21 protein-coding genes are annotated in these 20,802 nt (G+C 36.5%); 12 read left to right on the top strand and 9 right to left on the bottom strand.

The window, feature by feature from the left end; translation table 11 throughout:
• The first annotated feature begins 64 nt into the window (after positions 1-64).
• From FFS26_RS05380 to FFS26_RS05355, 6 genes are all read left to right on the top strand, one after another.
• Positions 65-517: a DNA alkylation repair protein gene (locus tag FFS26_RS05380; RefSeq protein WP_317129452.1), complete on the top strand. Its 453-nt coding sequence runs from the start codon at positions 65-67 to the stop codon at positions 515-517.
• A 132-nt stretch (positions 518-649) separates the two neighbouring features.
• Positions 650-1,318, top strand: coding sequence for a hypothetical protein (locus FFS26_RS05375; protein WP_110009085.1), 669 nt, complete (start codon positions 650-652; stop codon positions 1,316-1,318).
• 95 nt (positions 1,319-1,413) lie between these two features.
• The gene (locus FFS26_RS05370) at positions 1,414-3,354 is read left to right on the top strand and encodes a hypothetical protein (protein WP_228406454.1); all 1,941 of its coding nucleotides are present in this window, start codon (positions 1,414-1,416) and stop codon (positions 3,352-3,354) included.
• A complete protein-coding gene (locus FFS26_RS05365; protein ID WP_137904478.1) occupies positions 3,355-4,593 on the top strand; it encodes a hypothetical protein in 1,239 nt (412 codons plus the stop codon).
• Between the two features lie 28 nt (positions 4,594-4,621).
• Positions 4,622-4,960 (top strand): DUF6122 family protein, encoded by a 339-nt coding sequence (locus tag FFS26_RS05360; RefSeq protein ID WP_047376129.1) that lies wholly within the window; start codon positions 4,622-4,624, stop codon positions 4,958-4,960.
• A gap of 66 nt (positions 4,961-5,026) precedes the next feature.
• Positions 5,027-6,097, top strand: a complete 1,071-nt coding sequence (locus FFS26_RS05355) for a calcium:proton antiporter (RefSeq protein WP_110009088.1) — start codon at positions 5,027-5,029, stop codon at positions 6,095-6,097.
• Between the two features lie 96 nt (positions 6,098-6,193).
• On the opposite strand, the gene FFS26_RS05350 is transcribed toward FFS26_RS05355, so the two are convergent.
• Entirely contained in the window at positions 6,194-6,574 is a 381-nt protein-coding gene (locus FFS26_RS05350) for a group III truncated hemoglobin (RefSeq protein ID WP_110009089.1), read from the bottom strand.
• A gap of 201 nt (positions 6,575-6,775) precedes the next feature.
• Between FFS26_RS05350 and FFS26_RS05345 the strand changes: the two genes are divergently transcribed.
• From FFS26_RS05345 to FFS26_RS05330, 4 genes are all read left to right on the top strand, one after another.
• Positions 6,776-7,768 (top strand): hypothetical protein, encoded by a 993-nt coding sequence (locus tag FFS26_RS05345; protein ID WP_110009090.1) that lies wholly within the window; start codon positions 6,776-6,778, stop codon positions 7,766-7,768.
• 271 nt (positions 7,769-8,039) lie between these two features.
• A complete protein-coding gene (locus tag FFS26_RS05340; protein WP_137904477.1) occupies positions 8,040-9,011 on the top strand; it encodes an ion channel in 972 nt (323 codons plus the stop codon).
• Positions 9,011-9,499 carry a YkgJ family cysteine cluster protein gene (locus FFS26_RS05335; RefSeq protein WP_137904476.1) on the top strand — a complete coding sequence of 163 codons (489 nt, stop codon included), beginning with the start codon at positions 9,011-9,013 and terminating at the stop codon, positions 9,497-9,499. Before FFS26_RS05340 ends, FFS26_RS05335 begins: the two co-directional genes overlap by 1 nt.
• A 234-nt stretch (positions 9,500-9,733) precedes the next feature.
• Positions 9,734-10,036 (top strand): hypothetical protein, encoded by a 303-nt coding sequence (locus FFS26_RS05330; protein ID WP_137904475.1) that lies wholly within the window; start codon positions 9,734-9,736, stop codon positions 10,034-10,036.
• 41 nt (positions 10,037-10,077) lie between these two features.
• Here the strand turns inward: FFS26_RS05330 and FFS26_RS05325 are convergent, their stop codons facing one another.
• The 4 genes from FFS26_RS05325 to FFS26_RS05310 all read right to left on the bottom strand — a co-directional run bounded on the left by FFS26_RS05325 (position 10,078) and on the right by FFS26_RS05310 (position 14,036).
• Positions 10,078-10,497, bottom strand: coding sequence for an iron chaperone (locus FFS26_RS05325; protein ID WP_228449393.1), 420 nt, complete (start codon positions 10,495-10,497; stop codon positions 10,078-10,080).
• A 79-nt stretch (positions 10,498-10,576) separates the two neighbouring features.
• Positions 10,577-11,935, bottom strand: a complete 1,359-nt coding sequence (gene gdhA / locus FFS26_RS05320; RefSeq protein WP_062673086.1) for an NADP-specific glutamate dehydrogenase — start codon at positions 11,933-11,935, stop codon at positions 10,577-10,579.
• Between the two features lie 190 nt (positions 11,936-12,125).
• On the bottom strand, positions 12,126-13,235 hold the full coding sequence (gene dprA / locus FFS26_RS05315) for a DNA-processing protein DprA (RefSeq protein WP_137904473.1): 1,110 nt from the start codon (positions 13,233-13,235) through the stop codon (positions 12,126-12,128).
• 33 nt (positions 13,236-13,268) lie between these two features.
• A complete protein-coding gene (locus FFS26_RS05310; RefSeq protein ID WP_110009097.1) occupies positions 13,269-14,036 on the bottom strand; it encodes a rhomboid family intramembrane serine protease in 768 nt (255 codons plus the stop codon).
• Between the two features lie 249 nt (positions 14,037-14,285).
• On the opposite strand from FFS26_RS05310, the gene FFS26_RS05305 reads away from it, so the two are divergent.
• Positions 14,286-15,212, top strand: coding sequence for a DUF3078 domain-containing protein (locus tag FFS26_RS05305; RefSeq protein WP_137904472.1), 927 nt, complete (start codon positions 14,286-14,288; stop codon positions 15,210-15,212).
• A 225-nt stretch (positions 15,213-15,437) separates the two neighbouring features.
• Positions 15,438-16,361: a DUF3078 domain-containing protein gene (locus FFS26_RS05300; protein ID WP_137904471.1), complete on the top strand. Its 924-nt coding sequence runs from the start codon at positions 15,438-15,440 to the stop codon at positions 16,359-16,361.
• Positions 16,362-16,431: 70 nt separating this feature from the next.
• Here the strand turns inward: FFS26_RS05300 and sufD are convergent, their stop codons facing one another.
• The 4 genes from sufD to FFS26_RS05280 form a co-directional block, all read right to left on the bottom strand.
• A complete protein-coding gene (sufD, locus tag FFS26_RS05295; protein ID WP_137904484.1) occupies positions 16,432-17,739 on the bottom strand; it encodes a Fe-S cluster assembly protein SufD in 1,308 nt (435 codons plus the stop codon).
• Positions 17,740-17,896: 157 nt separating this feature from the next.
• Positions 17,897-18,640, bottom strand: coding sequence for a Fe-S cluster assembly ATPase SufC (gene sufC / locus FFS26_RS05290; protein WP_110009100.1), 744 nt, complete (start codon positions 18,638-18,640; stop codon positions 17,897-17,899).
• Between the two features lie 232 nt (positions 18,641-18,872).
• Entirely contained in the window at positions 18,873-20,321 is a 1,449-nt protein-coding gene (sufB, locus tag FFS26_RS05285; RefSeq protein WP_137904470.1) for a Fe-S cluster assembly protein SufB, read from the bottom strand.
• A gap of 81 nt (positions 20,322-20,402) precedes the next feature.
• A complete protein-coding gene (locus FFS26_RS05280) occupies positions 20,403-20,732 on the bottom strand; it encodes a HesB/IscA family protein (RefSeq protein ID WP_062673099.1) in 330 nt (109 codons plus the stop codon).
• Positions 20,733-20,802: the final 70 nt, after the last annotated feature.

Raw genomic sequence — 20,802 nt, 5'->3', positions numbered from 1 at the left:
CACAAATTAAAATGAAAACCTATAAAAACAAAAACCAAAGCAATAGTAAAATTACTCTGGTTTAATTATTTATTTTTGTACTATAATCTGTATCAGTTTTTCAGGACTAGTCAATCATCTTCCTTATATCAATAACTGGGATCTGGTAGATTCTACCTGCTATAAAATTTTAGGCAGATATGCTTATGAAAATCAGAAAGAAAGCCTTCTTAAGCAACTCTCGGAATCTGATGAGATGTGGCATAAAAGGATTGCTGTAGTGGGAACAATGCATTATATAAAAAAAGGATCATTTGATCTGACCAAAGAATTTGTCACCAGAAATCTTAAACACTCCCATGACCTGATGCATAAAGCAAATGGATGGCTGCTAAGAGAAATGGGAAATAAAAATGAAGGAGAACTGATCAGCTATCTGAATCTGCACTACAAAGAAATGCCCAGAACCTGTCTTCGGTATGCTATTGAAAAACTGGATGAAGATCTTCGCCAGGATTATCTTAAAGGGCGTGTTTAAAAAATAATATACGGAAGCAATACCGTATTTTCCCCTGAAAAAGTACCGGGAAACAGCTATTTATGCCCAAAAAATCAAAGATTATAAGGATGTAAGGCCAGAATTAAGTAATTTTGTGCTTTTAACCTGATCATGAAAAAAATATTAAAACTATTTCTACTTCTGCTTCCCCTGCTTTTTTTAACAAGCTGCTTCGATATCCTGGATAAGGTGAACGTAAAAGCTGATGGTACAGGAGAATATACTATTATTCTTAACGCCAGTAAGAGCAAGACAAGACTGGCTTCCATCTCCAAAATGGAAACCATCAACGGAAAAAAAGTTCCTAAAAAGTCAGAAATTGAAAATAAAATCAATGAAGCTGCCAGAATTTTTAAAGGAACTCCTGGAATCAGCAATGTGAAAACCTCCATGGATTTTGATAATTACATCATCAAACTGAGCTGTAATTTCAAAAAAATCGAAAATATCAATGCCGGTCTGGAAAAACTGAAAGCCCAGAAAATATTGGGTAAAATGGTTCCAACCCAGGTGTACAGCCAGAATCTTGAAAAAAAGACCTTGATAAGGAATAAAGTCAATACTTTCAAAGCTGACTATGACAAGATGAGTAAGGCGGACAAAGAGGTTTTTACTGATGCGAAATATACTTCCATTATGCAGTTTGAAACTCCAGTGAAATCACAATCGAATACTACTTATGTGCTTTCTCCCAACAAAAAGGCTCTTAAACTGGAAGCTGATATTCTGGACCTCATCCTTCAAAAAAAGCAAATTCAAAATACCATTCTTTTTCAATAAATTTCTAAACTATAGTCATGAAATCTATCTTATTAAAAACGCAAAAAATATTTTTCATACTCTTTGGCTTTACATTGGTTTTGGGCCAAAACAGTATGAAAATCCCTTCCGACGCTGTATTTTACATGGAAGTCAACGGAAAGCAGCTTAATAACAAAATCAACTGGGATAAACTGAACCCTTTGCTGCATGAGCTCAGCAAAAAGAGTAAAGAAAAGCTTTCGTGGACAGATTATTCCAAAACAGGAATTAAATACGATGCTGTCCAATACCATTACGCAAGTTTTAATGATTCTATTAAGACCTACAATACTCATTTTATCATTGATAATAAAGAAAAGTTTCAGGAGTTCATTAATTCTGTGAAGAAAAAAGGACAGGAAGTTTCCAGCAGAAAGAACTATTCTTACGTAGATATCAATGATGATGTTTTTGTGGCTTGGAACGGGAGCCGTGCTGTTCTCAGTATGATCAGCTATACCAAACCTTATAAGGATCTTTGGGCAGAAGAAGCAGTTACAGACAGTACAGCAGTTGCGGTGGTGGACTCCGCTTACGCAGAGCCGGGAGATACAGTGTATACCGAAGAACCGGAAAAACCTTTCGATTATAAAGAAGAAATTAAAAGTCTGAAAGAAGATATCAAATATCTGAAAGAAAGTATTAAAGAAAACAACAACGAGATTGCAAGAATCCAGAAAGATATCAAATACCTGGAAAAACATCATAAATATCCTGCAGAGAAGGAAAGTGCTGAGAATTCTGAAAATGGAGAGGAAATGCCTGATGCGGAATATGATGAGGAAGAAGATAAAGCCTATCAGAAAGAGCAGGACTCTATCAGGAGAGAAAACTTTAAGGTGGTTAAAAAGAACGCTGAAGATCGTTTCGACCAATATTTCAGTTCAAATTTAGAGATTGAAGTTCCTAAAGAAATGCTTTCATTCAGAGATGCCAATTCCGATGTTTTTGTGTACACAGACTATGGAAGAATTGTAAATGAAGGGATCTATGGAAAAATGACGAAGTATTATGGCTACGGACAGTTTTTCAAAAACATGTACAATTCCAATTATGTATACAATCTGTATTTCGATAAAGATAAAGTAAGACTTGTCAATAATTATCAGCACAAAAATGCTGACATTCAAAAGAATATTTCTGCCATTTATAAAGGGAAGAAAAACAAAAAACTGCTGGAGCTGATCAATGAAAAAAGTGTAGGTTACTATGCCATGAATGTGAATGGGGCAAAATGTTTCGACATGATGTACAGCCTTCTTCAGAATTCCGGGGAAAATGAATACAAAAAAGAAATGGAGCTGATCATGGAAACTATGAAGATAGTACTGGATGAAGAAGCCATTGCCAAAATTGCCCCTGGAAACGGAATCTTTGTTTTGAATGAATTAAAATCCAAAACCGTAGAATACACCGATTATGAATACGATGCTGATTTCAATGAAAAAGAAGTAAAGAAAACCAAAGAAATCGCTGTTCCTAACTTCACTTTCGCTTTTGCAACAGAGAACGAAGGCTATTGGAATCGTATTTTTGATATGCTGACCACCAATAAAAAGTTTTCTGAAAGATTCTCTAAAAAAGGAAATGTGTACACCTTTAAGGAAGAAAAAAACGGCGGTTATGTTGATCAGTTATTCTTTACTGTGAAAGATGGGGTGGTGTACTTAATGAGTGCTGCAGATAATAATTTACCGGTAAACCAATCTGATATTTCCAGAAAATGGGCAAAAGACTCTGCTAAATATCCTTTATCCGGCAGATTGGATATCAAGAAACTTTTAACAGGATTAGACAAAGAATTCAAAACTCCGAAAGAAAGAAAAACATTAGAGGCGATCAAAAAAAATGTAGGAGAGTTGTATTATAAAACGGAAGTAAAAGGAGAAAGTATCCAGACTGAAATGAACTATAACATCAAAGATTCTTCGGAAAACAGCTTAATGTATTTCTTTGATATATTCGATCAGGTTTTTAAAGCTAAAGAAACAGAAAAGAAGCCTCAAATTTTATAGATGAACAAAAAAAAGATTATTGTCCCGTTATTTTTATTGCTGGCTGTTGCAGTATATTTTATAGCTTTTCACAAAAATAAAAGTCTTCAATATATTCCTGATAATGCAGATGCAGTGATCTTAATCGACACAAAGAAATTAACGGGACAATACCTCTTCAGTTTAGCAACCCATCCTTCAAAATGGTTCGGAAGCAAAGCAAAGAGTAAAACCTCCGGTTCACTGAAAGATTCAGGAATCAGAATTCCGGATTTTCTACAGATATTTCATATTAAAGACACTAAATTTTCAGAATGGTACAGTGTTTTAGAGCTTAAAGATTCGCAAAAATTCATTACCTATTTAAAGAAACAAAACTTTGTGGCCAAAGGAAATAACCTTTTTCAGAAAGATCAGTTTTTCTTTATGATCAATGGGAACCATTGCATTGCAGGAACGTCTGACCTTGCTTTTGGAACCATTCAGAAAAAACTTCTCCACCAATCCGGACATCCTGTTTGGGAGGCAGGCCGTTTTATTCAAAATACAGTGGGAAGCATTTCATTCATTTCAGGGCAGAAAATCCAAACCTTTTCCATTAAGCTAAATGAGGATGAAATTGAAATCAATAATAATTCAAATCCGGAGATTTTTAATACGATTGCTTCAAAAGCTGAGAAAGGAAATCATTTTCTGGAACTTGAATTAGACAAAGAAAACATCAGGAATTTTACCCGTTTTTTCAAAAAAAGTATACCAAATTCTTCACAGATAACATCTTTAAAGGCTGCTGCAGATCTTAGACAGATCAATGATACCATCGTCACGTATGAATATGATGATAATTTTAATGAAGTTGAAAAAAAGACGGCTCAAAAGATTACCCAGCCCGGCTATATGATCGATATTCTGAGTAATGATCCTGAGAAAACCTGGCAGTATTTCCAGTCCGAAAAATGGATCAACAACGAAAATCAATTCACTGCAATTCCCTTTCAACCTAATAAAATCACGCAAAATAATAAAGGTGTTACGATAAAATCAACCCGAAATCCGATATCATTACCAGGCAGGTTAAAGCAAAACTATATTATAATCAGAAATAATGCATTGCTGTATTCATCTTTGAAAATGCTGAGTGACAGTGAAAAAAAGATCATTTCTGACATCGATTACGTGTTATATGGGAACAAGGCTCAGAATTATTGGCTAAAAATAAAAGTGAAGAAAGGAGAATTACCCTTAATTTTACGGTGGTAAGCATAGAAACCGAATAAAATTTTCTTAAATGGCGCCATCAGATATCGCATTGCTCAAAACTTTTACGCATTATTTTTTGCATCTTGTTTTTCCGGTCTTTATTGCATTGATTTTTTATCGGAAAAACTGGAAAAAGGCATATTTTATTCTTCTTGCTACCATGCTGGTAGATCTTGACCATCTTTTTGCCAATCCAATTTTTGATCCTTCAAGAGGAAGCATAGGATTTCATTTCCTACATTCTTATTATGCCATTGCGGTGTATTTTTTGCTGCTGTTCTTTAAAGGAAATATCAGGATCATAGGAATTGGGCTTCTGTTCCATATGTTCACAGATTATCAGGATTTTAACTTCTGGCCTCATTAAAATATTATTAATATTTTCTTTTAATATTGAAATTATTATAGATTTTTTGTATTTTGTAGTCACGATATGAGACTAAGAGAACTTTTACATTATACCTATATTTTTCCTATTCTGGCAGTAGGATACTACTTTTCCGGTTTGATGGGAAGTGGTGTTCTTTATGATGTGCTTGCCGGTGTTTTATTAATTGGAAGTGTTTTATCTGCAGTACATCATGCTGAAGTGGTAGCTCATAAAGTAGGAGAACCTTTCGGAACGATTATCCTGGCTCTTTGTATCACCATTATTGAAGTGGCACTTATCATCTCGCTGATGGTTGCCGGCGGAGATCAGGCGATCACGCTGGCCAGAGATACCGTTTTTGCTGCCGTAATGCTTATTCTTAATGGAATTCTGGGGATATGTATTCTGGTAGGCGGCGTTAAATATCACGAGCAGTTCTTTGCAAGGACTTCAGCAACTACTTATCTGGTGAGTATTGTTTCCATCCTGGTACTTACCCTTGTTCTTCCCAATTTTACATCAAGTGTCAACGGACCTTTCTATAACGAAGCACAGCTTATTTTTATATCCATTGCGTGTCTTGCCATTTACGGGGTTTTCCTGATGGTGCAGACCGTTCGCCACAGAAGCTACTTTATTGTTCCTGATGAGCATCCTGAGGAACATTATATTCCTTCGTTATCAAAAACCCTTATCAGCTTTATTTTTCTGGTAATTTGTCTTGTTATTGTCGTGCTGATGGCGAAAGGGTTATCCGATACCATAGAAGGAATGGTACAAAGCCTTGGAGCTCCGAAATCCCTGGTTGGGGTAATTATTGCTGCCGTGGTTCTCCTCCCGGAAGGGGTTGCAGCGATCCGTGCGGCAAGAGCCAATCAAATCCAGTCCAGCTTAAATCTGGCATTGGGATCTGCACTGGCAAGTATCGGTCTTACTATTCCTGCGGTTTCAGTAGTGTGCATCATGTACAATATTCCACTTGTATTAGGATTGGATAAAAAAGACATTATTCTGCTTTCTTTATCTGTATTTATTGTAATGCTTTCATTAAGCCGGGGTAAGACAAACATCCTTTACGGAACCGTTCTTTTGGTGAATCTGGCAGCCTATATCTTTACAGTGATTGTTCCATAAAAAGAAAAAGTACAAAATTACATATCTGTTTATCTGTAAAAGAAATCCAGGAAGTTAACCTCGATATCTATATCCCGTACCCCGAATCCCATATCACTACAACCTTCTCGCCAGCTCCATTTTGAAAGCCATCAGTTTTGCTATATTCTCTGACTTGTACATCGCCATGTCAGCATTTTCCCCTACGAAGTTTTCCTCAATAGTGCTGCGCCAAAGTTCCAGCCATCGGTCAAAATGTTTCTGTTCCATAGCCTGTATCTCGTTAATCGGGAAGTGTACACCCATTGGATTTCCTTTATAAGTCATCTGTCCGAAAAGGATAGACTCCCAGAAAGAATACATTTTAGGAAGATGCTGATCCCAGTCTACCTTAGCGATATCATTAAAAAAGAAACCAATGGTTTCATCTTTAACAACTTTGTTGTAAAATGAATTGACAAGGTGCTCAATGTCTTCTCTTGATTCAAGCTTTTTCATAGTTCAAATTTAGTATAATTCGTATTAAGAATTCCATTCCCGAAATTGATAAATTTCATATTAACAGTGTTTTAGAGTAAAATATGATACGATAAGAAGAAAAATTGGGAAAGATTAAAATTTGATTAATTCTCAAAAAAAGACTTTAAAAGAATTCGTTTTTTGTAAATTTAATTATTAAACACTAAAAAAATTATTAAAATGATCAAAAAAATCAATTCTATTTGTATTCTCTTATTGATGTTTTCGGTATCATGTTCAAGGGATGAAGTGAGTGCTATTAATGATGATTCGGAAAAAGTAAATTATTCTGAAGTAAACAAATCACAGATGACTGAGGCAGAGATGCTTCAGCAGGGTTGGAAAATTGTAGATGAGTTTAAATTACCAGGGAATAATAGTTTGGGTGCCAGCTATAGTTCGCCAAATGAAGAGCGTGAAATCCCTTTCAAGGCAAATCACCTGAAAGATATGGGATATGATGTAAGTTATTCGGGAGAAAGAACACGGTTGAAAAACGTTTTTGCTTATTCCGGCCAGGTTCCGGATGGAATTATATTTAATCCAGACCTTTCTGTAGATGGAGATGCCCGGAATACAGCTCCAAACCCTAATGTTTCCATTGTTTTGGGAACTCCTGAGGTAACCATAAAAACAGACGGTGCAGATCTACCGGACAATGCCTATACTACGGAGGCAATTAACAATGGCGACAGAGAAAGTGAAATTACCGTAACGTATTCTTATAAAAAAGGATATTCTACTTCCTGGAAACGTACTGTATCGGGCTCATTTGAAGTGGCAGCTTCAGTATCCGTTGATATTCCGTTGGTTGCAAAAGCTTCAGCAAGCACAAAAGTTGTGGTGGGAGGAGATACAACGGAAGGTACGGAAAATTCTGAAGAAATTACCGAAACCAGCAGCTACAAGACCATTGTGCCCGCTCATTCTAAAAAAACAATTTCTGTCCTTACAAAATTGAAGGGATCATCCGTTGAATACTTTGTACCGATGAAATTAAAAGGAAGATTACAGGCGAACTTTCCTTCTTCCGTAGATGGCCATTATTATTGGGCTTTTCCTATCGAAAGCTTTCCAGATTTTCTTACCAATATACATGGAGAGTCAGGAATCGTAAAATCTGTCAGCAATGTAAGTGTTACGGTAATGGAATCACCTGCGCAAAGGATTTAAAAGTACTTTAATATACATTAAAAAAACAGCAGAAATTCTGAATGTCTGCTGTTTTTTGTGTTTTGTTATCTGGGCAAAGTTCAATTAAACCACTGAGAAAGCCATCTACCATCTGAATAGTAAAGTTTAAAAATGATTACTAAAAAGCATTGATATCTTAATGGATTCTATTCTTAACTTTGCTTTTTAAATGTTGAAAGAATGAGCTGATCATTAACAGGCTTATTGGTAGAGGAAAATCATCATATAATAAAGTCAAAATGATTATCAAATGACAGGAGGATTCAGAAAAAAGATCCGTCAGAAAAATGCGGAGAACAGCGGCTTCGGAACCAATGCATCCGGAAGGTTCATTAACAAAGACGGTCTCCCGAATGTTCAGAGAAGGGGAGTGAATGTTTTTAACAGGCTAAGCTGGTACCACACCATGCTGAATCTCTCCTCATTCCGTTTTATATCCTATCTGGTTATTGCTTATATTATCATTAATCTTTTGTTTGCAATGATCTATTATCTGATTGGTGTAGAACATCTTACCGGAATTGATAAGAGTGATCCGCTCAATGAATTTATCGATGTCTTTTTCTTCAGTTCCCAGACATTTACTACGGTTGGATATGGAAGAATAGCTCCTGTAGGCTTTTTGGCAAGTCTTGTAGCCACATTTGAAGCTTTTCTGGGATTGCTTACCTTTGCCATTGCAACAGGACTTTTCTACGGAAGATTTTCAAGACCCCGGGCATATCTTAGATTTTCTGATATAGCAATTATTGCTCCTTTTCAGGAATCTTCAGCATTAATGTTCAGGCTTGCCCCCTATAAGAATAATGCATTGACGGATGCAGATGTAATTGTATCAGTGGCTATTGAAGTTGTGGAAAACGGAGTCGCCAAAAGCAATTTTTACCGGCTTACAACACAGATGAGCAAAATCAATACGCTGGCTCTCAACTGGACTGTAGTGCATAAAATTGATGAAAACTCTCCGTTTTATGGCTTTTCCGAAGAGGATTTTAAAAATACGGATATTGAGCTTATTGTGCAGGTTCGCGCATTTGATGAAGTATTTTCAAACACTGTGGTTCAAAGATCTTCATATACTACGGGAGAAATTGTATATGGGGCCAAATTTGTTCCGATGTATTATCCAAATAAGGAAAACCTTTCAACAGTACTGGATCTGGATAAAATCAATGAATATAAGAAAGAAGAGCTTCCGGAATCAGTGAGAAATAAAGAATAATGGATTTAGATTTTTATAAAAAACAAGCGATACAAAAGCAGAAAGAGCACAAGAAATTTCTGGACGGATTGAAGAAAAAACCGCCCAAAAATCTCGATTATATAGTGCAGGAGACCCATGATGAAGTTTTTGAAGAAATAGATTGTCTGCAGTGTGCCAATTGCTGCAAAACAACGGGCCCTCTCTATACCGAAAAAGATATTGAGAGAATTGCCAAACATCTCCGAATGAAGTCCGCAGACTTTGAAGCAAAGTTTTTAAGAGTGGATGAAGATAATGACAAAGTGCTGCAAAATCTTCCCTGCTTTTTTCTGAACAGCGATAATACATGCTCTATCTACGATGTAAGACCGAAAGCCTGTCGTGAATATCCTCATACAGACCGTAAAAAGATTTATCAGATCAATAACCTGATGCTGAAAAACACGGTAATCTGCCCGGCGGCATTTGAATTTGTAGAAAAAATGATGAAGAATGTGACGAAGTAAGCCTAAGGCGGGGAGCCGGATGATGGAAGCAGGAAGCTCTTATCGTTGATCATAAAACTGTTATTTCTACTCTAAAAACTTCCAGTCTCCAGCATCACTCTTCCAGCCAAATTATCCGGACTCGTTTTTGCAAATTCCTCTTAAATAATTATAAAGTACGTTAAATAAGCTTTTTACGCATAATTTTCTAAATGATGCTTCGTTTAAGTTAAACAATCATTTAAATATTACATTATGAAAAAGTTATTTTTAACGGCAGCGTTTACATTAGTCGGAGTAATCGCAGTATCAGCACAGTCAACACCACAAAAGCCAGCCGATACTTCCACTAATAACCCTACGACAACTCAGACTCAACAACCGAATACACAGACTACAAGTCCTTCGGATCCAAAGAATCAACAGGACAAATCACCTGCCACTACAATGGAAACTGCACCGGCAACTGATCCGTCAGTAAGTACAACACCTACTGATGCAACAAAGCCTGCAGATACTCCTAAAGAGGAAAAGAAAGACAAAAAGAAGAAAAAGTAAGCACTTTAGCAAACACTAGTCGGATCCTGAAATCTTGTATTTCAGGATTTTTTTTGTTCAATTTCTTGTGCTCTGAACAGGATGATCTTAGTGATCAGATCGAGCGGAAGATTTTCATGAATTGGAAACTGCACGGCTCCTTTAGAGAATTTATATTTTCTCTCTTTAAAATCTGTCTCAAAAGTACGGATGCCTTCAGCTCCCGGATAGAATCCGATATGCTTTTTATATCCGGCAAAATAAACCAAAGGTTTTCCTCTGTACCGGAAGGCGGGCATCTGATACCCAATATATTCTTCAATATCCGGAACCTGTAGATGGATTACTTTTCTAAGTTCTTGAAGTTTCTTCTGTACTTCTACCGGAAACAGAAGAATATATTCATCAATATTGGTAAAGGTGTTTTGCATGATATAAAAATAAAAAAAAGCACTGCATATAGCAGCGCTTTCTCCTTTCACTTTTTACTTTTTTCCCATTATCCCGGGAACAGGCTATATCAAAAAAGGTCGGGATTTTTTCCCAACCTTTATTTTTTTGTTACACAACTCCTTGAGCCAACATTGCTTCTGCTACTTTTACGAAGCCGGCAATATTTGCACCCTTTACGTAGTTTACATAACCGTCTTCGTCTTTTCCATAGTCTCTACAAGCTTTGTGGATACCGATCATGATTTCCTTTAATCTTGCGTCAACTTCTTCAGAAGTCCAGTTCAGACGGATAGAGTTCTGAGTCATTTCTAATCCTGAAGTCGCAACACCTCCAGCATTGGAAGCCTTGCCAGGAGAGAATAATACTTTATTGTCTAAGAAATAGTTGATAGCATCAAGTGTAGAAGGCATGTTAGCTGCTTCAGTTACACAGATACATCCGTTTTCAACTAATTTTCTTGCATCATCTAAATCTAATTCGTTTTGAGTTGCAGAAGGGAAGGCAACATCACACTTCACATCCCAAGGACGTTTTCCTGCGTGGAATTCAGCAGATGGATATTTTTTAGCATAGTCTTCAGCTCTGTTGTTTCCTGAAGATCTAAGTTCCAATAAATAATCGATCTTTTCTCCGCTGATACCATCTTTATCGTAGATATATCCGTCAGGACCAGAGATTGTTACAACTTTAGCACCTAGTTCGGTTGCTTTTTTGATCACTCCCCACGCTACGTTTCCGAAACCTGATACTGTAACGATTTTATCTTTGAAATCCTGTCCGATCGTTTTAAGCATCTGCTCAGCGAAGTATACTACACCGTATCCTGTAGCTTCAGGACGGATTAATGAACCTCCATACGCAAGACCTTTTCCTGTAAGAACTCCGGTAAATTCGTTTCTGATTTTTTTATACTGACCGAATAAATATCCGATTTCTCTTGCTCCAACACCGATATCTCCTGCAGGTACGTCTGTTTCAGGACCGATGTGCTTGCATAATTCTGTCATGAAAGCCTGGCAGAAACGCATTACTTCCATATCAGATTTTCCTTGTGGATCAAAATCTGAACCTCCTTTACCACCTCCCATAGGAAGAGTTGTCAAAGAGTTTTTGAATACCTGCTCGAAAGCAAGGAATTTAAGAACGGATAAGTTGACAGTAGGGTGGAAACGGATTCCTCCTTTGTATGGTCCGATAGCAGAGTTCATCTGAATTCTGAAACCTCTGTTAACCTGAATTTCTCCTTTATCATCAACCCATGGAACTCTGAAAATAATAATTCTTTCAGCTTCAGCCATTCTTTCAAGCAGCTTCATTCCGGTATATTCTTTTTTAGTAGCAATGAATGGAATTACGGTTACGGCAACTTCTTTTACAGCCTGTAAAAATTCCGGTTCGTTAGGATTTTTTGCTTCAATTTTTGCAATAAACTCTTGGATTTTCTGGTCAATATTATATTGTTCCATATATTAAGGTTGAATATTATTGTCAACAAATTTAATTTTTTTTTCAAGATTCACAACACTATATTTTAACATTGTTAAAAATTAAATAATAATGTTTCGTAATATTATTAAATTGATAATTTGTGTTCAAATTTTATTAAAAATGAAATGTTATGTGTGAAATAATGCAGTATTAAGAAATCGTTAAATCTTAAATTGCGATGAATTGCCTCCCGGAAAATGATTTTACTTTCCCTAAAAGTTCCAATTCCAAAATTATTGGTAAGATTTTGTGGGTAGGAAGATCAATTTTCTGTGCCAGATCATCTAAAGAAATCTGAGGCTGGTCTTTAACAGATTGATATATTAAGTTTTGATTATCAGATAATTGGGTGATAGTCTCACTATAAGGAAATAACTCTTCCATTTTTTCTTTGGGTTCATTTAATCCAAGGAGTCCGATAAGGTCTTTCACGGTAGAAATGGCTGTCGCTTTATTATGGAAAATCAGCTGATTACAACCCTGGCTGGAGCTGTCCGTAATTTTTCCGGGCAGTGCAAAAACATCACGATTATAATCATTAGCAAAGGCTGCTGTGCTTACAGAGCCTCCTCCAAAACCGGTTTCCACTACAATCGTTGCCGGAGATATTCCTGCCACAATTCTGTTTCTCTGGATGAAGTTTTCCCGATCCGGTTTTCTGGATGAACTAAACTCTGTGATTAATGCACCACCTTCCAGTAAAATTTTTTCAGATAGTTTTCTGTTTTTGGCAGGATATAAATATTTAAAACCATGGGCAAGAACAGCTACCGTAGGTTTTTGATGACGAATAGACTGTTCGTGAACCTCTTTGTCTATGCCCAAAGCAAGGCCGCTCACCGTTACATATTTTGAAGATTGTGTCGCTTCGAAAAAATCGTCAAGGAATTGTTTCCCATACGCTGTCATATTCCGGGTTCCTACAATACTTACCTTAGGTTGTATATTTTCAATATTCCCTTTTTGATAAAGGATAGCCGGTGCATCATTACATTCGTTAAGCAGGGAGGGCGTTTCTTTAAGATGTTTCAGCCTGATTTGAATATTATTTTTTTCGCAAAAATTTAATTCATCTTCTGCGAATTCCAAATGAGATGTATTTCCAATATCTGAAACCGTTCTCTGTCCTATGCCATCAAGTTGTTTATACTCTTTTTTTGCTCTTTTCCAGGCGTCCTGAGCGCTTCCGAAAGTATGGACAAGCTTATGAAAATGGATATCACCAATCTGGCTGCACTCGCGGAGGGCGATGGCATAGAAGTATTCTTCGGAATTCATGTGTGTTTTTTTTCAAATGTAATGAAATAAGTTTTATCTTTTTCTTAATTCATCCAAATGATCCCAGATATCATCCTTTTTCTTGTAGGGAAGTTCCATAAAATCTTCAGGATGATTTTCCCTGTATTCCTGCCATAATTTATCATCCTTTTCGCTGTAATAATTCGGAAACTCCCAGATAAATTTTTTCTTCTTTTCTCCCACATTTTTAAAGGCAAAGGCGATAATACTACCTACTACAGCTCCGGAAAGATGGGCCTGCCATGAAATTTTACTTGGTTCCTGCATGTTGTAGAACAGTTCTTCAGGTAGCATTCCCCATACCAGACTGCCATAATAAAGTACAACAAGCATTGAAATTGTAAGAAGTTTTGTATTCCATTTAAAAACTCCGCTGAAGAAAAGGAAAAAGGCAAGAACATAAACCACACCGCTGGCCCCGATGGTGCAGGTGTACATATATTCACCGGTGAGGATATCAATAGGAGGAAGAAGCCATACCAAAAGGCCTGTTGCCAGCCAGCCGATAATAAAGACTTTATTGGCAACTACTGGATAAAACTGATACAGCAAAAACATAAGTGCTGCTATCGGAATAGAGTTTCCTATAATATGATCGATATTTCCATGTAAAAGGGGAGATGTAACAACACCAAGCAATCCTTCAGGCAGAAGAGGAATAATGGCTCCAAAACAGCTTTGAAAGAAGCCCTGCATTTGTAAAAAGTACCCGAACCACATTGCTGAAAGCATCAGCAATGGATAGATAACCGCTCTTTTGGAAATTACATTTTTGAACATGTGGATTTTACGTCAAATCAAAAGCCAATGATAAATTTCGGAAAATTTGTCGATGAATAAGTTTCTACCGGCCTGATTTTAAGACAAAAGGTATTAAATTTAATTTTTGAACTCATTATTTGGCATTGATTTTATAGAAATATCTTGTTATGAGGTAATTGAACTTTATAGAAATTGGTTCTTTTAAAGCTGAATTTAGCTTTAAAAAAAATTATATTAATATTTTTGCATTGAAAATTATTTAGAGTAATGAAGAAGTTTTTATTGATTCTTTCCTGTTTTATGGGAATGTATGCAAGTGCACAAGAAGAATTGAAAAAAGATTCCGCAGTGGTAGACACCATAAAATACTGGTCGGTTTTAGGAAAAAACACATTAATGATTAATCAGGCTGCCTTTTCAAACTGGGTAGGAGGTGGGGCCAATAACGTGGGATGGCTTGCCGGAATGAATTATAATCTGACGTATGAAAAAGATAAAGACCTTTGGGAAAATATCATTATTCTTGGATATGGGCAGAATGATACAAAAGGCCAAGGAATCAGAAAAACACAGGACGTTATCAATGTTTCTACCAATTATGGGCGAAAATTCTCAAAAAGCTGGTATTTCTCTATGGGCGCAGGATTTCAATCACAGTTTGCTGCAGGATATGAAGACGGAAATAATCCTGATGCAAAAAAGATATCCAATTTTATGGCGCCAGGCTACCTGAACGTCGGGATGGGGATCACATACAGACCCAATGATGATCTCACGGTAACATTACGTCCTACCAACGCCAGATGGACATTTGTACTGGATAAAGACCTTCAGACAGCAGGGAGCTATGGTTTAAAAAATGATGGAGATACTTCTTTATTACAATTCGGTTTTCTGGGAACGGCAATATATAAATTGAAAATAATGGAAGATATTTATTTAACCAATACGGCTTCTGTCTTCTCGAATTACCTTGACCACCCGGACAGATTAGTTCTTGCCTATGGAGCTTTGCTGAACTTAAAGGTAAATAAATACATCTCCTCCAATGTGACCGTTGATTTGCTATACGATCATAATCAGATAGAGAAAACACAGCTGAAACAAACTCTTGGAATCGGATTTGCCTATACGCTGGCAAATGGTGTAAAACGTTCTGATCGCAAAGACAGCCAGTGGTGGATCAAAAAATAGTCAGAATATTTATATTTTAATTAAAACACTTCAGAAATGAGGTGTTTTTTGTTTTTTAAATGCCTGAATTTTAAGTTGAGTTAAGTTTGTGAGTCGTAATTTTGTTTTTTAATTTGTTTGTTTTCAGTTGATTACGGCTTGTGTTTTAATTATGTTAAATTCATTTTAAAGTGAGTTTTATGTCGGCATAAATTATTATTTATACATTTGTAATAAATCAACATTATGAAAAAACTTTTATTGATCAGTTCTATCTCTTTTGGGGCTGCAGTACTCGCTCAGGAGGCTAAAACAGAAGCTCCGGTATCAGACACAGCTAAAGCATGGTCTATTCAGGGACAAAATACATTAATGCTTAATCAGGCTGCCTTTTCAAACTGGGTAGGTGGAGGAGCCAACAACGTAGGTTGGCTTGCTGGCGTTAATTACAACCTGACCTATGAAAAAGGGAAAGATCTTTGGGAAAATATTATCATTCTGGGGTACGGACAAAATAACACACAGGGAACGGGAGTAAGAAAGACTCAGGATGTCATTAATCTTTCTACAAACTATGGTAGAGAATTTGCCAAACATTGGTATTTATCTGCAGGGGCAGGGCTTCAGACTCAGTTTGCTCCGGGTTATGAAGATGGAAATAATCCTGACGCAAAAAAGATTTCCAATTTTATGGCTCCCGGATATCTGAGTGTAGGAGCAGGGGTTACATACCGTCCCAATGATAATCTTACAGTTACTTTACGACCTGCGAATGCCAGATGGACTTTTGTTTTAGACGAAGATCTTCAGAAAGCAGGAACTTATGGTCTTAAAAACGATGGAGACTCTTCTCTTTTCCAATTCGGTTTCCTGGGAACGGCAATGTACAAACTGAAGATTATGGAGAATATAACCCTACTGAATACGGCTTCTGTATTCTCAAACTACCTTGATCATCCGGACAGGCTTGTCCTTGGATATAGCGGAGTTTTGAGCATGAAAATCAATAAATATATTTCTACCAACGTTACCCTTGACCTTTTGTATGACCATAATCAGATATGGAAGACCCAGCTGAAGCAGACATTGGGCGTAGGATTGGCGTATAATTTTGATAATGGTAAGAAACGTTCAGAAAATAAAGATAACCAAAGCTGGTTGAAGAAATAAGAGACACACAATCTGTAAATACAAAAAAAGCACTTCAAATGAAGTGCTTTTTTATCAATATATATAAGTTTTAAAATTCTATATCAACTTCTAATTTCTCGGCCAGCAGCTTCGAAATTTTCTCTTTTAGAGGCTCTATATCAATATTCTGCATAGCATCATTCGCAAAAGCATATAAAAGTAATGCCTGTGCTTCTTTTTTCGAAATTCCTCTGGCTCTCAGATAGAATAAAGCATCTTCATTCAATTGTCCTACTGTACATCCGTGAGAACATTTTACATCGTCTGCAAAAATTTCTAACTGAGGTTTTGTATCAATACTTGCCCCTTCGCTTAGCAATACATTGTTGTTTTGCTGATAAGCATTTGTCTTCTGAGCAATTTTGTCCACAAAAACTTTTCCGTTGAAAACTCCGTGAGCATTCCCGTCAAAGATTCCTTTGTAGTTCTGGTAACTTTCACAGTTCGGGAAGTTATGGTGAACCGCTGTATGGTGGTCTACCAACTGATCTTTTCCGATGATGGTGATTCCGTTCATAAATGAATTGATATTGGATCCGTTATGAATAAAATCAAGGTTGTTTCTTACCAGTTTACCTCCGAAAGAGAATGTGTTTACCGTAGTTAAGCTGTCCTTCTCCTGTTTTGCGAAAGTATTATCGATAAGATAGGTTGTGTTGTTATCGTTCTGAAGTTTGTGCCAGTCAGCTTTCGCATTCGGGTATGTAAAGATCTCTGTTACAGAGTTGGTCAATACATAAGTGCTGTCAAAATTATGGTGGCTTTCAATCACTTCTACTTTTGCTCCTTCTTCTACGATCAAAAGGTTTCTGGTATTGTAGAATGTGTTTTCTTCCTGATTCTGAGAAATATAAAAAACGTGGATTGGCTTTTCAATCACTACATTTTTAGGAACTTTAAGGAAGAAGCCATATTTGCAGTAAGCAAGGTTCAGGTTGGTAAAAGCCTGTTCTTTAGAAGCAATGGTATTGAAATATTTTTCAAAAACCTCCTTATGTTTCTCATCATTCAATGCATAATTGAATGAAAGGAACTCCACATTTTCAATAGAAACTTTAGAAAGTTCTTTGTGAAGTTTACCATTTACAAAAACAATCCAATCAAAATTCTCTTCACCAAGATGCAGTTCATCAAACTGCTCTTTAGTGATATTGTGGTGCTCTTTCGGGAAGAAGTTGTAGCTTTTTTCCGTGATCTCCTTTAGATTGGTATATTTATATTCTTCGTCTTTTTTAGTAGGAAAACCAAGGTTTGCAAATTTCTGAAGCGCTGTTTTTCTTTCCTCATCCAGAAATCTGTGACGAAGACTCTCCAAAAATTCACTATGGTTCTCTATAATTTGTTCTTTTAATGCCATTACTGGTATATCTGTGGTTTGCACCATTTTTTCTTTTTTTTGAACTAAAATATTGTTATTCCGAGGAATAGGAATCCAATTTTTACTTTAGAGATTCATATTTGCTGCACTTCATGAATGTTGCAATAAATTCAAATCTCAAATAGTAAATTTCAAATTAATTTAAAAGCCAGTCGTAACCTTTTTCTTCAAGCTCCAATGCTAAAGATTTATCACCGGTTTTGATGATTTTCCCATCTGCTAACACGTGAACGAAGTCAGGCTGAATATAATTAAGCAATCTTTGATAGTGGGTAATCAGAAGAACTGCATTTCCTTCATTTTTAAAGTAGTTTACTCCATCTGCAACGATTCTTAAAGCATCGATGTCAAGTCCTGAATCGGTTTCATCAAGAATAGCCAATTTCGGATTAAGCATCATCATCTGGAAGATCTCGTTTCTTTTCTTTTCACCTCCGGAGAATCCTTCGTTCAATGATCTTGAAAGAAAATCTTTTTTAATTCCCAGTTTTTCAGATTTCTCACGGATTAGAGCAAGCATTTCTTTTGCCGGCATTTCTTCCAGTCCGTTTGCTTTTCTTGTTTCGTTTAAAGCGGCTTTGATAAAGTTCGTTACAGAAACTCCCGGAATTTCTACAGGATACTGGAAAGAAAGGAAAATTCCTTTGTGAGCTCTATCTTCAGGAGCATCTTCGCTGATGTCTTGTCCGTCAAAAAGGATCTCTCCACCAGTCACTTCGTAATCTTCTTTTCCTGCGATTACAGAAGAAAGGGTAGATTTACCGGCTCCGTTCGGCCCCATGATAGCGTGAACTTCGCCCGGCTTTATTTCAAGATTAATCCCTTTTAATATTTCTGCGCCATCTTCAATTTTGGCGTGAAGGTCTTTAATTTGTAACATTCTTGCTAACTTTTGCTTTATAATTGTGTGAGCTTCTCATTGTATATTCACATTTGTCTTTAACTGAAGTATTTCATCAGCGGACATAGAAGCTTTTTATATTTTATTTTACAAGTAATCTTCTGAGAAGATTATAATTTATTTCCCGTTGATAACGGTTGATCATCTGATAAAAACTCTGAAAACCTTGCCTTTAAATCAGTTGGTTTTTATCTGAAATCCTTTTAAAAGTTTATCCTACCGAACCTTCTAGTGAAATTTCAAGTAGTTTCTGTGCTTCAATAGCAAATTCCATTGGAAGCTTATTTAAAACTTCTTTACTGAAACCATTTACAATCAGAGCAATAGCTCTTTCTGTGTCAATACCTCTCTGGTTACAGTAGAAAATCTGGTCTTCCCCGATTTTTGAAGTCGTAGCCTCGTGCTCTAACTGTGCCGTAGGATCTTTAATTTCAATATAAGGGAAAGTGTGGGCTCCACATTCATTACCCATCAATAAAGAGTCACACTGTGAGAAGTTTCTGGCTCCTTTTGCAGAAGGCATTACTTTTACCTGTCCTCTGTACGAGTTTTGAGATTTCCCAGCAGAAATACCTTTAGAAATGATCGTAGATTTGGTGTTTTTACCAATGTGGATCATTTTTGTACCTGTATCTGCATATTGGTGGTTGTTGGTTACCGCAATAGAGTAGAACTCTCCGATAGAATTGTCTCCTTTTAAGATACAAGAAGGATATTTCCATGTTACAGCTGAACCTGTTTCAACCTGTGTCCAAGAGATTTTTGCATTTCTTTCGCAAAGTCCTCTCTTCGTTACAAAGTTGAATACACCTCCTTTACCTTCTTCATTACCAGGATACCAGTTCTGTACCGTTGAATATTTAATTTCAGCATTGTCTAAAGCGATAAGCTCTACAACTGCTGCGTGAAGCTGGTTTTCATCTCTTGACGGTGCTGTACACCCTTCAAGATAAGAAACATAACTTCCTTCATCAGCTACAAGAAGCGTTCTTTCAAACTGTCCTGTTCCTGCCTGATTGATACGGAAATAAGTAGAAAGTTCCATCGGGCATTTTACTCCTTTAGGAATATAACAGAAACTTCCGTCAGAAAATACTGCGGAATTTAATGCTGCATAGAAGTTATCTCCTCTCGGAACTACTTTTCCAAGATATTTTCTTACCAAATCAGGGTGGTTTTTAATAGCCTCAGAGATCGAGCAGAAGATAATTCCTTTTTCTGCCAGCGTATCCTGGAAAGTGGTTTTCACAGAAACTGAGTCCATTACGATATCTACAGCAACTCCTGAAAGTCTTTTTTGCTCTTCGATATTAATCCCTAGCTTTTCGAATGTTTTCAATAGTTCAGGATCTACTTCGTCAAGGCTTGCCAGTTCAGGCTTTACTTTTGGAGCAGCATAGTAACGGATTGCCTGAAAATTCGGTTTTTCATATTTGATATTAGCCCACTCAGGCTCTACCATTTTTTGCCAGATTTTGAAAGATTCCAATCGCCATTCAGTCATCCATTCCGGCTCCTCTTTTTTAGCAGAGATCGCACGGATGATATCCTCGTTTAAACCAGTCGGGAAGTCTTCATAATCAATCTTCGTCTCCCAACCGAATTCATATTTTTTATTTTCTAGATCGACTCTTAGATCGTCTTCTGTATATTTACTCATTATTTTTTTTTAGGTTTCAGATTAGATTTCAGAAGTCAGAATAGCTCTGAGGTCTGAAATCTAGGATCTAATGTCTTTTCTCTAAAGACTAAATGATTCCCCACATCCACATGTTCTGGATGCATTCGGGTTGTTAAAAACAAACCCTTTTCCGTTCAATCCTCCTGAATACTCAAGAGTTGTTCCTGCTAAATAAAGGATGGATTTTTTATCTATAATAATTTTAATGTTATTATCTTCAAAAATCTGATCTGTGTCTGTTTTTTCGTTGTCAAACTTTAAAACATACTCTAAACCAGAGCATCCGCCGCTTTTTACCCCTACTCTTATATAATCTTCAGCAGGGTTAAAACCATCTTCCGTCATTAACTGGATGGCTTTCTCCTTTGCATGGTCTGATACTTTTATCATTGTATTTATTTAGAATGATTTAATGATGCAAAAATACAAACTAATTTCCGCAATCTCAAATCGAAGATGT

Source organism: Chryseobacterium sp. 2VB, assembly GCF_005503635.1.
Classification (GTDB): Bacteria; Bacteroidota; Bacteroidia; order Flavobacteriales; family Weeksellaceae; genus Chryseobacterium; species Chryseobacterium cupriresistens.
Note: the sequence above shows the minus strand (reverse complement) of the source record. Positions and strands in the feature narration are given on the sequence as shown.